Annotated in this window: 12 protein-coding genes; 10 read left to right on the forward strand and 2 right to left on the reverse strand. The window is 58.6% G+C overall.

Annotated elements, in window-relative coordinates; genetic code table 11:
• Positions 1-27: 27 nt before the first annotated feature.
• On the reverse strand, positions 28-843 hold the full coding sequence (locus tag msub_RS11115) for a helix-turn-helix domain-containing protein (RefSeq protein ID WP_048496076.1): 816 nt from the start codon (positions 841-843) through the stop codon (positions 28-30).
• Positions 844-1,021: 178 nt separating this feature from the next.
• Between msub_RS11115 and msub_RS11120 the strand changes: the two genes are divergently transcribed.
• From msub_RS11120 to msub_RS11150, 7 genes are all read left to right on the forward strand, one after another.
• Positions 1,022-2,500 carry an alanine/glycine:cation symporter family protein gene (locus tag msub_RS11120; RefSeq protein WP_048496077.1) on the forward strand — a complete coding sequence of 493 codons (1,479 nt, stop codon included), beginning with the start codon at positions 1,022-1,024 and terminating at the stop codon, positions 2,498-2,500.
• 63 nt (positions 2,501-2,563) lie between these two features.
• Positions 2,564-3,979, forward strand: coding sequence for an aspartate ammonia-lyase (locus msub_RS11125; RefSeq protein WP_227506798.1), 1,416 nt, complete (start codon positions 2,564-2,566; stop codon positions 3,977-3,979).
• The gene (locus msub_RS11130; protein ID WP_048496079.1) at positions 3,976-5,007 is read left to right on the forward strand and encodes a type I asparaginase; all 1,032 of its coding nucleotides are present in this window, start codon (positions 3,976-3,978) and stop codon (positions 5,005-5,007) included. The genes msub_RS11125 and msub_RS11130 overlap by 4 nt, the downstream gene beginning before the upstream one ends.
• Positions 5,008-5,098: 91 nt before the next feature.
• Positions 5,099-5,878 (forward strand): (Fe-S)-binding protein, encoded by a 780-nt coding sequence (locus tag msub_RS11135; RefSeq protein WP_048496080.1) that lies wholly within the window; start codon positions 5,099-5,101, stop codon positions 5,876-5,878.
• The gene (locus msub_RS11140) at positions 5,875-7,314 is read left to right on the forward strand and encodes a LutB/LldF family L-lactate oxidation iron-sulfur protein (protein ID WP_048496081.1); all 1,440 of its coding nucleotides are present in this window, start codon (positions 5,875-5,877) and stop codon (positions 7,312-7,314) included. The genes msub_RS11135 and msub_RS11140 overlap by 4 nt, the downstream gene beginning before the upstream one ends.
• Positions 7,311-7,964 carry a LutC/YkgG family protein gene (locus msub_RS11145; RefSeq protein ID WP_048496082.1) on the forward strand — a complete coding sequence of 218 codons (654 nt, stop codon included), beginning with the start codon at positions 7,311-7,313 and terminating at the stop codon, positions 7,962-7,964. The genes msub_RS11140 and msub_RS11145 overlap by 4 nt, the downstream gene beginning before the upstream one ends.
• Entirely contained in the window at positions 7,961-8,917 is a 957-nt protein-coding gene (locus msub_RS11150) for a DMT family transporter (protein ID WP_048496083.1), read from the forward strand. Before msub_RS11145 ends, msub_RS11150 begins: the two co-directional genes overlap by 4 nt.
• A gap of 23 nt (positions 8,918-8,940) precedes the next feature.
• On the opposite strand, the gene gloA is transcribed toward msub_RS11150, so the two are convergent.
• A complete protein-coding gene (gene gloA / locus msub_RS11155) occupies positions 8,941-9,489 on the reverse strand; it encodes a lactoylglutathione lyase (protein ID WP_048496084.1) in 549 nt (182 codons plus the stop codon).
• Positions 9,490-9,721: 232 nt separating this feature from the next.
• On the opposite strand from gloA, the gene msub_RS11160 reads away from it, so the two are divergent.
• From msub_RS11160 to msub_RS11170, 3 genes are all read left to right on the forward strand, one after another.
• Complete coding sequence (locus msub_RS11160) at positions 9,722-10,747, forward strand: DUF6160 family protein (protein WP_048496085.1); 1,026 nt, start codon at positions 9,722-9,724, stop codon at positions 10,745-10,747.
• A gap of 65 nt (positions 10,748-10,812) precedes the next feature.
• A complete protein-coding gene (locus msub_RS11165) occupies positions 10,813-11,871 on the forward strand; it encodes a lysylphosphatidylglycerol synthase transmembrane domain-containing protein (RefSeq protein ID WP_048496086.1) in 1,059 nt (352 codons plus the stop codon).
• Positions 11,868-14,111, forward strand: a complete 2,244-nt coding sequence (locus tag msub_RS11170; protein ID WP_048496087.1) for a glycosyltransferase — start codon at positions 11,868-11,870, stop codon at positions 14,109-14,111. The genes msub_RS11165 and msub_RS11170 overlap by 4 nt, the downstream gene beginning before the upstream one ends.
• Positions 14,112-14,188 lie beyond the last annotated feature (77 nt).

Below are 14,188 nucleotides of genomic sequence, written 5' to 3' on the forward strand. Positions count from 1 at the left end.
GGCGCACTGCCGCTGCCCTGTTTTACGCTAGTGACGAGCTCGGAAAAGATACTCTTCTGGTGACATATCGTTACCAACTGCATCGCGAATAGCAAGATCGATCCGGTCGCTGCTCAGGTCATGTAACCCGCAATTGGCCAGAGCCTTTCGGACAACGACATTCTGCCCAAGGTATTCGTAGAGCACCCTGGCGCAACAGGGCATTCGCTCGCTGTTGTCGGAAACCCCTATCTTAAGCCCCGTCAACCGGGTAACCCGGTTACGAAAACTGGGAAAGAGAATAGTCTGCGTAATCTCGTGCCGGTTGAGTGTTTCATAATCCACCAGGAACAGCCGGTCCGTCAGCAAATAAGCGATACCCTGATACCGATTGTGGCATGGCGGCTCATTGCTGGTCGCCCGCATTCGTTCCGTACGCTGAAAAACCACCCGGTTGCCTCGGCGCTCCAGACACACCAGATTCTGAAGCACCTTCCCGGGCGCCGACATGGACTGGTAGTACTCGTAGTAGTATCCCAGGTAACTATCAATATCCCCCCGAGCGTCATGATCAAGTCGATCAAGGTGCTCCTGGACGGAATCCTCGCCCTGGCTTGGCTGGGCCTTGATCTTCGGGCGTACATCCACGATGCGTCGGAACTGGCCGTGCGGCAGAAGAATTTCCTGCTCTTCCACACCAAAAAACTCGCACATGCGGCGCAGTGTATTCGCCGAGGGCTTGTGCTGGCCGCCCAGGTATCTGTTGAATTGCGGTCGATTGATCCCAAGGCGGCGGCAAACCTCCGCAATGGACTTGTAGTAGCTGCAAAGCAGCCTGAGATTCTGAGCCAGGTCCTGATGCATTCGATGAATCGCTCGCAGTTTCGTCCAGAAGCCCGGTGCGCCAAGTCGCGATAGCGCTAGTTGACGCTATAACTGCGCCAAATCACGCCAATCAGGCAACAGTTCGCAAATTCTAGCAGGCGCACTCAATTGATTAAATAGCAACTTCACACAACAACAATCGTCATCGGAGTTGCTTATGTTGGAGTTTCTGAACGAATTACTGTGGGGCAAGGTTCTGATTGCCCTGCTGGTCACCGTCGGTATTGGATTCACCGTCGCATCCCGCTTCGTACAGTTCCGCTATTTCGGGCGCATGTTCCGGATTCTCAGCGCCAGCCAGGCTTTTCAGAAAGACAAACACGGGCATCTGAGCTCGTTTCAGGCGCTTCTGCTTTCCGTAGCCGGTCGTGTTGGCGGCGGCAATATCGCCGGCGTCGCGGTTGCGATTACGCTTGGCGGCCCCGGTGCCGTGTTCTGGATGTGGGTTGTAGGGCTGATGGGCATGGCCACCAGCTTTCTGGAATGCTCCCTGGCCCAGACCTATAAAGTGGCTGAACCGGACGGCACCTATCGCGGTGGGCCGGCGCACTACATCTCCCGTGGACTTGGTGCCCGCTGGAAGTGGATGGCAGGGCTGTATTCGATTCTGTTGCTGTTAACTTTCGGTTTTGGATTTACGGCCCTGCAGTCCTATGCGGTAGCAACATCTGTCGATGATGCATTCGGGATCCCCGTGTTCTATACCGGCATTGCCCTGGCGATGGTTGTAGGCCTGATTATCTTCGGCGGCGTCCGTCGTATTGCCCGGGTTGCTGAATTCCTGGTTCCAATCATGGCAGGCAGCTATCTGCTGATCACTGCCGTCGTTCTTGCCCTGAATATCGAACAGATTCCGGATGTCTTCATGCTGATCGTCAACAGCGCCTTCGGCCTTGAGCCAGTTGTCGGTGGCGGTATCGGCGCGGCGATTCTGATGGGCGTCAAGCGCGGCCTGTTCTCCAACGAAGCAGGACTGGGCAGTGCGCCCAACGTCGCGGCTGTCGCCTATGTACCCCATCCCGCAAATCAGGGCGTGGTTCAGGCGTTTTCCGTCTTCATCGACACTCTGATTATCTGTTCGTCCACGGCCTTTATCATTCTCCTGAGCGGTATCTATGACCCGGCTGGAATGAGCGATGTTGGAGGTGTGGCTCTCACGCAGTCAGCGTTGGCAGATCACGTTGGTGACTGGGGGCGCAGCTTCGTGAGCTTTGCCCTGATGCTCTTTGGCTTCAGCACTATCCTTTACAATTACTACCTCGGCGAAAACAGCATCAATTTCTTCAGCACCGAGAATCAGAACTTCTTCAACACCTTCCGCGTTGCCATCATCGGCCTGGTTTGCTGGGGCGCAACGACTGATCTTGGCACTGTATTCGGTTTTGCAGACGTAACCATGGGCCTGCTTGCTCTGGTAAACCTGATTGCGCTGATCGCCCTGTTCAAGCCAGGCCTTCGCATCCTGAAAGATTTTGACGACCAGATTGCCGAGGGTATCGAACAGCCGGTTTTTGATGTTGCACGCTTCAAGGATCTGAATCTGGATGCCGCCGCATGGGAAATCGAACCGGAGGACATCGAGCGCGTTCGATCTCGCGGCGGCCGGAGCAGCCAACCCGCCACTGAACGTTCCTGAACAAACCTTAGCGGCCCCTCCCGGGGCCGCCTTTAACCAGACTTGTTGCCTGACTTCAAGGAAATATCCCGTAGCATGAACACTCGCATTGAACATGATCTCCTTGGCGATCTCCCCGTTCCGGCCGATGCCTGGTACGGTATTCAGACCCAGCGCGCCCTGGATAACTTTTCAATCACCGGCGTTCCCATCAGCCATTTCCCTGACTTTGTCCGGGCATTGGTCATGGTGAAAAAAGCGGCCGCGATGGCTAACCGCGACTTGGGAGCTCTGGCGCCCCGCAAAGCCGAAGCCATCATGGCCGCATGCGATGACATCATCGCCGGCCACTTACACGACCAGTTCGTAGTGGACCTCATTCAGGGCGGCGCAGGCACCTCAACCAACATGAATGCCAACGAGGTGATTGCAAACCTGGCCCTGGAGAAACTCGGCCATGGCAAAGGCGAGTACCACCAGCTTCATCCGAATGACGACGTCAATCGCTCGCAGTCCACCAATGACGCCTACCCCACCGCAGTGTGCCTCGCCGTGCAGTTTGCCGCGGAACCGCTGGAGCAGGTCATCACTGACCTCAGGAAAAGCCTTGAACAGAAAGGACGGCAGTTCTCGGAGGTGGTCAAGATGGGGCGCACCCAGTTGCAGGACGCTGTACCGATGACCCTGGGCCAGGAGTTCGAGGCCTTCGCCGTCAACCTTGGCGAAGATATCGACCGCCTGCACGAAGCCAGTCGATTGCTCTGCGAAGTAAACCTTGGTGGAACCGCAATTGGCACGGGCATCAATACCCATCCTCGTTACCAGGCTCTTGCGGTCAACTACCTCGCTGAAATTTCCGGAAAACCCCTCGTTTCTGCGAGCAACCTGGTGGAGGCGTCATCCGACATGGGTGCCTTTGTGCTGTTTTCCGGCATCCTCAAACGCTTTGCGGTGAAGCTGGGCAAGATGTGCAACGACCTCCGGCTGCTCTCCTCGGGCCCCCGCACGGGCCTGGGAGAAATCTTCCTGCCTCCCATGCAGCCGGGCTCCTCCATCATGCCTGGCAAGGTCAACCCGGTTATCCCCGAGGCGGTGAACCAAACTGCCTATCAGGTGATTGCCAGCGACCTGGCCGTGACCCTCGCAGCCGAAGCCGGACAGCTTCAGCTCAACGCCATGGAGCCGTTGATCGTCTACAACCTGCTCAACTCCATGAAAATGCTTGGCTCTGCCTGCAGCATGCTCGACGAACGATGCATTAAAGGGATTCGCGCCAACACCGAGCAATGCGCACGGCATCTGGACAACAGCATCGGGATTATCACCGCTCTCGTTCCGAGGCTCGGATATTCCAACGCCACGCGAATCGCCTCGAAGGCGTTGAATTCCGGCTCCACGGTAAGGGAACTGGTGCTGGCAGAAGGCCTGCTGGATGCCGGTGAGCTGGACCGCCTGCTCAGCCCCCGGGCCATGCTTGCACCTGCCGGCGACGACCTGTGAACCCCCGGGTAATGGTGCTCTACACTGGAGGGACCATCGGCATGGTCTCCTCCAACGGTGTTTATGTTCCGGGCCCGGATTTCAGCGCACGACTGGCCCGCCACCTCGGACAAAGACGCAGCGAATTACCGCAGTTCGATGTGGTCGAACTGGACCAGCTCATCGACAGTGCAAACCTGACACCTGCAAACTGGACGACCATGGCGCGGGTGCTTGCAAAGAACTGGGATCACTATGATGGCTTTGTGGTGCTGCATGGCACGGACACTATGGCCTTCACCGCCTCGGCCATCTCCTACATGCTCAATGGCTGCAACAAGCCGGTCATCCTGACCGGGTCGCAGATCCCGCTTGAGCAGTCCCGTACCGATGCTCTGGACAATGTCATCACCTCGCTGATTCTGGCGTCGTCCTCAGAGATTGCAGAAGTTTGCCTGTACTTCCGCGGTAACCTGCTCCGGGGCAACCGTGCCCGGAAACTGAAGACCAGTGAACTGGATGCGTTCGATTCCCCCAATGCGCCCCGGCTTGGCCAGGGTGGCATCGACCTGGACCTGCGGCACGATCTGCTCCTTGCCCCCGGGAAGCCGGATTTTCAGATACCCACGTTTAACCCCCGGTCCGTGGCGGCCCTTACACTGTACCCGGGCATGCCCGCCGCCCTCGTTGAAGCGACCCTGGCATTACCAGAGTTGAAAGGGCTTATTATCCATAGCTATGGTGCCGGCAATGCTCCGGACGCGGACACCAGTCTGGTCCGGGTTTTAGCGCAGGGGATAGGGCGCGGCATTGCGGTTCTGAATGTCAGTCAGTGCCTGCAAGGCCGGGTGGCCCAGAAGGCCTATGCCTCCGGCGCGGCTCTGGACAGGATCGGGGTCGTTCCCGGTGCAGATCTTACCCCGGAAGCGGCCTTCGCCAAGCTGCACTTTCTGCTGGCTAAAGGGCTCTCAGGCAATTCTCTCCGACAGGCGCTGCAAACACCTTTGAGCGGGGACTCAAAGCTGGCTTCAGTTAAAGGAAATGACTGACATCCAAGTGCCCCTAAAGTCGCCTAGCAACAACGCGTTCGCCACCCTATGATTACCGGATAACAATTCAAATTCCGTTGAGTGTTGGCACATGGTTGATCCCATCAAGGTTTACCCATCAAAACCTGCGAAAGTCTATTTCTACGGCACCTGTCTGGTGGACATGTTCTACCCGGATGCGGGTATTGCCGGAGTGGAACTGCTGGAGCGGGAAGGCATTGAAGTGCTGTTCCCGCAAAACCAGACCTGCTGCGGCCAGCCGGCCTACACCTCCGGCTACCATGACGAGGCCCGTTCGGTGGCCAAAGCCCAGTTGGATCTGTTCCCGGACGACTGGCCGATTGTGGTGCCCTCCGGTTCCTGTGGCGGCATGATGCGCAAGCATTACCCGGCCCTGTTCAAGGACACAACGGACGAAGTGAAAGCAGCCGGCATTGCCGGGCGGGTCTGGGAACTCACCGACTTCCTGCTCAACGTCTGCCACATCAAGCTGGAAGATCTGGGCGAGCCTACCACCGTGGCGATGCACACCTCTTGCTCTGCCCGCCGTGAAATGGGCGTGGCGGAAGTAGGTCCGAAACTGCTGGGCCAGTTGAAGAACGTGAACCTGGTGGAGCAGATCCGCCCGGAGGAATGCTGCGGCTTCGGCGGTACCTTTGCCGTTCGCCACCCGGAGATTTCCGGGGCCATGGTGAGCGAGAAGGTGGACACCCTGGTGGACACCGGCGCCAAAGAGTTTGTCACCACCGATTGCGGCTGCCTGATGAACATTGCCGGCTACGCCGAGAAGAACCAGAAACCCCTTGAGGGCCAGCACATTCTCAGTTTCCTTTGGGCGCGAACGCAGGGCAAAGGGGGGCAGCAGTCATGAGCGAAACAGCCGAGCACACTGGCCATCACATTGACGTAAAACAGTTCCACCCCCGCGCCCAGGCGGCCATTCAAAATCCGAAGATCCGCAAGAATTTCCGCAGCGCCATGGACGGGCTGATGGCCAAGCGCAAGGCGGCATTCGAGGGCTGGGATCTGGAGACCCTGCGGGATCTGGGTGCCAACATCCGTATGCGGGCGCTTGCCAACCTGCCGGATCTTCTGGAGCAGCTTGAGGCCAAGCTCACCGAGAACGGAGTCAAGGTGCATTGGGCAGTGGACGGCGATGAAGCCTGCCGGATCGTTACCGCTATCTGCAAGGCCCGGGATGCCAAGACGGTGATCAAGGGCAAGTCCATGGTGTCCGAGGAAATGGAACTGAACCATTACCTGGAGCACGAGGGTATCGAGGCACTGGAATCGGACCTGGGAGAATACATCGTGCAACTGGCCGATGAAACTCCCTCGCACATCATCATGCCGGCGATTCACAAGAATACCGGTGAGATTTCCCAGTTACTGCACGACAAAACCGGCACCGATCTTTCCAACGATGTGGAATACCTCACCGCCAGCGCCCGCCTGCAGCTGCGGGAAAAGTTCATGAACGCGGATGTGGGGGTTTCCGGAGTCAATTTTGCGGTGGCGGAAACCGGCACCCTGTGCCTGGTGGAAAACGAAGGCAACGGCCGGATGACCACCACGGTCCCCAAATGCCACATTGCCGTGACCGGTATCGAGAAGGTGGTGCCAACCCTGGAGGACGTCACCGGCCTGCTGGCCCTGCTCACCCGTTCGGCCACCGGCCAGCACATCACCACCTATTTCAACATGATTTCCGGCCCGCGCAAGGCCGAGGAGCTGGACGGCCCCGAGGAAGTCCATCTGGTGCTGGTGGACAACGGCCGCTCGTCCATCTACCAGGACGACGAGCTGCTCGACACCCTGCGCTGCATCCGCTGCGGCGCCTGTATGAACCACTGCCCGGTGTACACCCGGGTGGGCGGCCATACCTACGGCACCACCTATCCGGGCCCGATCGGCAAGATCCTGATGCCACACCTGATTGGTCTGGATGAAGGCCGCCACCTGCCCACCGCGTCCAGCCTGTGCGGCGCCTGCGGCGAAGTGTGCCCGGTAAAAATCCCCATCCCGGATCTGCTGGTGCGGCTGCGCCAGGAATCGGTGGACGGCGACAAGCTGCACCCGGCCAAGGTCCGGGGCCACGGCGCCAAGCGCGGGACCATGGAAGCCATGATCTGGAAAGGCTGGGCCTGGATGCACGCCAGCCCCGGGTTCTACCGTTTCGGCACCGGTGCCGCCAGCAAACTGAGAGCCCTGCAGCCCGCCAGTGCCGGGGCCTGGACCGACTATCGCACGGCGCCAAAACTGGCCGCCAAAACCCTGCACCAACGGATGAAGGAGCGCGGCCAATGAGTTCCCGGGAAACGATTCTGCAGCGCCTGCGCAACCGCACTGGTGGCGAGCTGACGGTACCGGCGTGCGATTTTTCCGTGCTTGAGCGGCCAGACTGGTCCACGGAGGAGCGCATTGAACGGTTCGAGAAAATGATCGAGTCGGTCCATGGGGAAGTTCACCGCTGCACCGAAGATAGCTGGATGGATCGCCTTGCCGAAATCCTGTCCACCCGGGGTGCCCGCAACCTGCTGGTGGCGAAGTCTCACGACATCGGCCAGTCGCTGCGTAATGCCGGCCGTAACGATCTGCCGGAACTGCTGATCTACGATGAGCCCATTGAAAGCTGGCAGGCGCATCTGTTCAATGAAGTGGAGGCCAGCATCACCTCCACCCGGGGTGGGATTGCCGAAACCGGCTCGCTGATCCTCTGGCCGACGGTCGATGAACCGCGGCTCATGAGCCTGGTACCGCCCGTGCACATTGCTATCCTCAAGGCCTCGGAACTCTATACCACCTTCCATGAGGCCATGAAGGCGCAGAACTGGGCCGCTGGCATGCCGACCAATGCCCTGTTAATCTCTGGCCCTTCCAAAACCGCCGACATCGAACAAACCCTTGCTTACGGTGTTCACGGCCCCAAAGAGTTGATTGTACTGGTTATTGAATGATCCGAGGCGCCCTGCTCATCGCCCTGGCTGCCCTGCTCTGGGCGACCACGGGTATTGTTGCGAAATTCCTGTTCACCGGCACCGCACTGCAGCCCATCACCCTGGGCTTTCTGAGGCTGGTGGTGGCGTTGCCGTTTTTCTGGCTGCTGATGCGGCGGGAGCAGGCTCGCCTTGAGCGCGCCAGCCACGGCAGCATGGTGCCGGGCAGCTCACTACGAAGCCTGACGCTCAAAGCCCTGCTTCCGCTCGCCGCTCTGGGACTGTTCCAGGCGTTCTACCAGGGCAGCTACCTGCTGGCGGTAGACCTCACCGGTGCCGGCATTGCCACCCTGATTGCCCTCTGTCTGCCCCCGGTGCTGGTGGCCATTCTTGCCGCGCCCCTGCTGGGGGAAAAACCCGGTATGCTTACGGTTCTCTCACTGATCGCGGCCATTGCCGGTACCGCCATGCTGGTGCTGAGCGATATGGACACCAGCGGTACCCTGCGCCTTGCCGGCATCATGATGGCGTTGCTGGCCGCCAGCGTTTACACCGGCTTTACCCTCACCAGCCGCTACAGTTCCGCCGGCACGCCAGTGTTTACCACGGCGTTTATCTGCTTCTTTACGGCAGCATTGATCCTGTTGCCGGTGGTGGCACTCAGTGGCGGGTTCGAAGGCCTGGGCAGCCTGGAGTTAAGACACTGGCTGATGGTGGGCTATATCGGCGTGGTGCCGACCTGCATTGGCTATGTGAGCTTCTTCAGCGGCATGAGAACCACACCGGCCACGCTCTCGAGCATCATCGTGACTCTGGAACCCCTGTTCGTGGCCCTGCTGGCCTGGGTGTTCCTGGAGGAGATACTGGGGCCTATCGGCATTGCCGGCGCGTTGATCCTTACCGTAGCGGTGATCGTCGCCTCCCGCTACGGCAGCAAACCCGCGTCCGGCCCGGAGGAGACCGGTGCGGACTGAGCAGACCCGGTTGGCTTTGAGGATCAGCTCTCTTTGCGCTGCTTCTCAAGCATGTCGGGCTGCAGGATTTCGATCCAGTAGCCGTCCGGGTCCTTGATAAAGGCCAGGCCTTTCATCTTGCCGTCGTCCGGCTTTTTCACGAATTCCACACCCAGCCTTTCCAGGCGATCGCAGGCGGCGTACACATCCGGTACCGCAATACCAATGTGGCCAAAGCCCTGGGGCTCGTCGTTGCCATTGTGATAGGCGAAATCGTTGTCGTCTTCGGTGCCCCAGTTGTGAGTGAGCTCGAGCATGGCTTCGCGGCCGAAGGTGTACGTGGTGCGGTGGGCGTCATCATGGGGCACCAGGCCGGCCTGGCGGTCATCCAGGTAACCCAGGAAATACAGGGTGAACTTCATCTCCGGAAAGTCCAGTTTGCGAACCAGGCGCATGCCCATCACTCGGGTGTAGAAGTCCATGGAGCGCTCAGGTTCCTTGATGCGCATCATGGTCTGGTTGAATACGTAACCCTCGGTCTCGGGTACCGCTTCGTCATGGAGGCCGGGGGCCTGTTCGAAATGCTTGGGCATTTTGGTTTTCCCTTTTTTACGCAGGATTCAACCATTATAACTGTGTTCGTTTCAGCGGGATTTCAAGGGGGGATTGTGATCCCGCTCACAGACCTTTGTCCCCCGGCGGCTTATCGTAACAATCTGTAACAAGACTCAGTTGCTGCTGCATTGGTTGTGCTGTCCCCCTGCAGCCCGGTGAGTGTTTTAACGCTCTCCGCTCACAATAATAAACCGTACTTTTGGGGCCACCATGACTCAGTCACACACCTGCCACCGAATAAAAGCCACGCCTGCTGCGCTTTCAGCCTGGGTTCTCGCCCTGGTCCTGCCGTTGCCGGCGATGGCGGAGTTCCAACCGATGAACGATGGCGCCCTGGCCGGTATTACCGGGCAGGCGGGGGTGACCATTGAGCTGGAAACCAAACTCAGCATTGACCGGCTGAGCTGGACCGACGAGGGTTCATTGAATGTGAACGGGCTGCGGTTATCCGGTCAGAACGATACAGTTCTGGACAACATGAAGCTGACTATTGATATTGCCGGCGATGGAGAGGTGCTTGAGCATGGGTTCTCCGAGATAGCCCGCCGAGCCAATGCGGGGTTGCTGGACCCAACCAATCCGGATGTGGCCGATGCTCTGGCAAAGTATTCTGTCGCCGGCTCTTTTGGCAAGCAGTTCGGGAGCGGTGATCTGGTGATGCACCTGGGTGCGACCAGTTACGGCGACCCGACCAGCCTGGACGACTATCTGCAGGCGGTGGATTTTGAGCTCGCCGTGGATAGCGTGACAAGCACCGGCAGCGAAGGTTCGGCCACGCTGTTTTCCGATATTCTGCTGCAGGGCTATATCGGCCCTACCGACCTGGTGATCCGTAACGGTGGCAGCTCCACCCGCACCCTGGCGAACGGTAATCAGGTGTCCGGTTCGGAACTGCAACTGGACACCCACTTCGAGATAACCAACGGCAGCCTGAACTGGGATGCCGCTGATGTGATTCTCCTGTTCAACTTCGCCGCGGTGGGCATTGAGGGGCTGCAGATTCATAACCGCCGGGGCGACGACACCCTGGGGCATTTCGGGATGGCCAGTGCAACGGCGAAACTGTCGCGGGGCACCAGCGCCGCATCTGGCAACGAGGGCCTGTCGGTGCACGAGGTGGAGTTCCGGGCGGATATCGATATGCCCGTATTCAAGATAGGTGGCACCAGTATCGGTAGCGTGCAGTTCACAGACTTTGCCATCACCGATACCACCATGATGGTCTATGGCCACTAGTCCGACACTGGACACCAACCATACCCTACCCTGTAAACTGCCCGTCTTACTCTGACGGGCAGCCCATGACCGAAACGACAGACATCAACTACTCCAGCGGCACCTCCTGGCCACGGCTGGCGGTGTTCAGCCTTTTGTTCGTTGGGCTGACCGCCGCCGGCCTGTATACCGTGTACGACCAGTTTGCCGGGCGCAGTATTACATTTGATCCCCGGCTGATCCGGCCGGCGGCGGTGCTTTCCATCATCGGTCTTTTGCTGATCTACTTCATGTCAGACGGTCTGCGCCTCTACTTCACGCTCAGGGCACTCGGCCACCGCCTGCCCTTGCCGACCATGTTCCGGCTGGTGTTCATCAATATCTTTTTCTCCAACATTACCCCTATGGCGACGGGGGGCGGCTTCGCGCAGATCTGGTATCTTCACAATCGCGGCATCCCCGTGGGAACAGCCACCGCAGCCACCACCATCCGGACGGTTCTGGCAGTCATATTCATCTTCTCCCTGACGCCGGTATTTTTGCTGACACTGGATGCGCTGCAGGACCACGCCATCACCGGAAGCGTCGGCACGGCCCTGGCGATCTTTATCCTCATCTACCTCGGGTTCTTCGCCGTTCTGCTGTTCCAGACCCAGTGGCTGATCGGCCCACTCACCCAACTTCTGAGCACGGCCCGCCGGATGCACCTGATCAGCGAACCCCGCCACCGGCGCTGGCAGTTCAAGGCCCGGCGAGAGATGCTGCGATTCTCCGGCAGCTTCAGCGACTACCTTCGCGGCCGGCCGCTGTTCGTGGTTCTGTCCATTCTTTTTACGGCGGTTTTTCTGCTCAGCCTGTTCAGTTTTCCTGCGCTGCTGATCTACTGGCTGGGCTATAGTGTGGATTATCTGATTTCCCTGGGGCTGCTGGTGGTCACCACGTTCATCATGTATTTTTCCCCCACGCCCGGTGCTTCCGGCATTTCCGAGGGTGTTTTCGGCAGCTTCTTCCAGGATATTCTCTCGGGTAATCACCTGATACTGGTGATTGTCGGCTGGCGTTTGCTCACTATCTACCTGGGCATGATAATCGGGCTGGTGGTTTTCCAGAGGGAGCTGATCGCCAATCGCAGGAGCGCCGGATGATTTTCCGAAACCCGCTGAAACTTCTGTTCTACCTGTGCCTGCTGGTGGTCGTTCTACTGGTAGGTTACAAGGTTTACCTGAATCTGTTCACCGAGGATTTTGAAGGGATTCATACCGAGCAGGTCGAGCGGATTGATCGCCAGATCGAGCCCGGCAAGCCCTTCAGCTTCGCCGTGGTGGGCAACATCAATAACTCGGTGGGGGTGTTTGAAGATCGCATCATTCCCGAGCTGAACAATTCCGGAATCGACTTACTCGTGTCTGCCGGCAATGCCGTCAGCGGTGGCGGTGAGGACAAGTACCGCGCCCTGTACGGCACACTGAGCCACCTGGATATTCCCTACCTGCTTACCTTCGGAGCCCACGAATACGAGGATTTTGGCAGTTTCCGGTTCTATGACCACTTCGGCCCACACTTTTTCAGCATTCAGGCGGGTAACGCCCGGCTGATATTCCTGGACAGCACCGGCAAGACACCCTGGCGATGGCAGATGCGCTGGCTGAAAGAACTGCTGGAGCGGGACACGTCCGAGGCAAGAATCCTGTTTATCGGGCATCCGCCCCTGCACCCCGATAAAGACGCCCCCTTTGACCAGAAAGAAGACTATCTGGCGCCGCCCGAGTTCCGGGACGCACTGCTCAAGACCGCGAAAACCCACGACATCGATCTGGTATTTTCCGCCAACCTGTCTTTGTACTCGGAACAGGCGGTAGGCGGCACCACCTTCATAACGACCGGAGGCGCCGGCGGCCTGGTGATGAATAACGACATCAGTTTCTACCACTACGTGCGGGTGAATGTGGGCGCCAATGGTGAGGTAAGCCATAGCCTGCAGCGCGTGACGGTGGGCCAGCACCCGATTCTCAAGCGCCTGGAGAGCCTCTGGTTCTTTATCTACTCCCTGTTCTACACCGGCTACCTCAATTTTCTGCTGATTGTTGCGGTGTTTGCCGCCCTTGCGATCAAGCTCTACGGCGCCATTTTCATCGGCAAGGACTATTATCCGGATTACGACCTGGATCCGGCGCCCTGGCTGGAACGCCAGCTTCGAATCGCCATGTTTACCAACAACTACCTGCCCTTTATCGGCGGCGTACCCATTTCAATTGAACGGTTGCGCCGGGGTCTCGAAGATCTCGGGGACAAACTGCTGGTTGTGGCGCCCCGCTACAAGGGCCAGCCGGAGACCGAAGCCCACGTGCTCCGGGTGCCCTCGCTGCTTGCCATGGGTGAGGACCGGGAGTTCCGGCTGGCCAACATTTTCCTGGGCCGGATCCGTAAACGGCTTCGCGCCTTCAAGCCCGATATTATTCACCTGCACCACCCCTTCTGGCTGGGTTCCCTGGGGTTGTTTGTTGCCCGTCGGCTGAAGGTGCCGGCTATCTACACCTATCACACCCGCCTGGAGCACTACGCTCATTTTGTGCCGCTGCCGGGCATGCTGTTCCGAAACCTGATCTCCCACGCCCTGATCAAGCGCTTTGCCAACAAGTGTGACGGCGTAATCGTGCCGACCTACTCCACTGAGGAATACCTGCGGATGATCGGGGTGAAAACACCGACGTTCGTGCAGCCCACCGGCATTGAATACCAGCGCTTTCAGGATGTTCGCCCGGAGGAGATGGATCAGCTGCGGAACAGGCTCAATCTGGGCGACGAGAAAGTGTTTATCAGCGTTTCCCGGTTATCCAACGAGAAAAACATCGATTTCATGATTGAGGCGATTGACGCCCTCCGGCAGGAGACTGATGTGCCCTTCCGGTTCCTGATGATCGGCGATGGCCACCAGAAAGAGCGCCTGCAAGCGAAGATAGAGGAACTGGGGCTGCAACAGCATTTCACTCTGGTGGGCGCCGTTCCCCCGGAAGACATGGCCACCTGGTACCGGTTGGGTGACGCCTTCCTGTTTGCCTCCAAGTCCGAAACCCAGGGTATGGTGATCCTGGAAGCAATGGCCGCCGGCCTGACGGTGGTGGCCGTGCGCTCCAGTGGCATAGAGGATGTGGTACGGCACGGATTCAATGGCTTCAAGACGCCGGAGAAGCAGGACCAGTGGCGGGCACAGGTAAAAAGACTCCTGGAAGACGATGAGCTGCGGGAGAAGCTGGCTGCGCAGGCGCTGGATTTCGCCAAAGATTATTCCGTGGAACAGTTCGCTGCCGATGTGCGCACCATTTACGCCACCACCCTGGCCATGTTTGCCAAGAAGCGGAACCGGACTGGCAGCAAACAGGCATAGGTATGGTTACAGTTTTCGCCATCACCGTGATCGGGCTAGACTGAATTCACGTATTACAGAAACCGTTTTAGCCATTG

This window comes from Marinobacter subterrani (genome assembly GCF_001045555.1).
Lineage (GTDB): Bacteria > Pseudomonadota > Gammaproteobacteria > Pseudomonadales > Oleiphilaceae > Marinobacter > Marinobacter subterrani.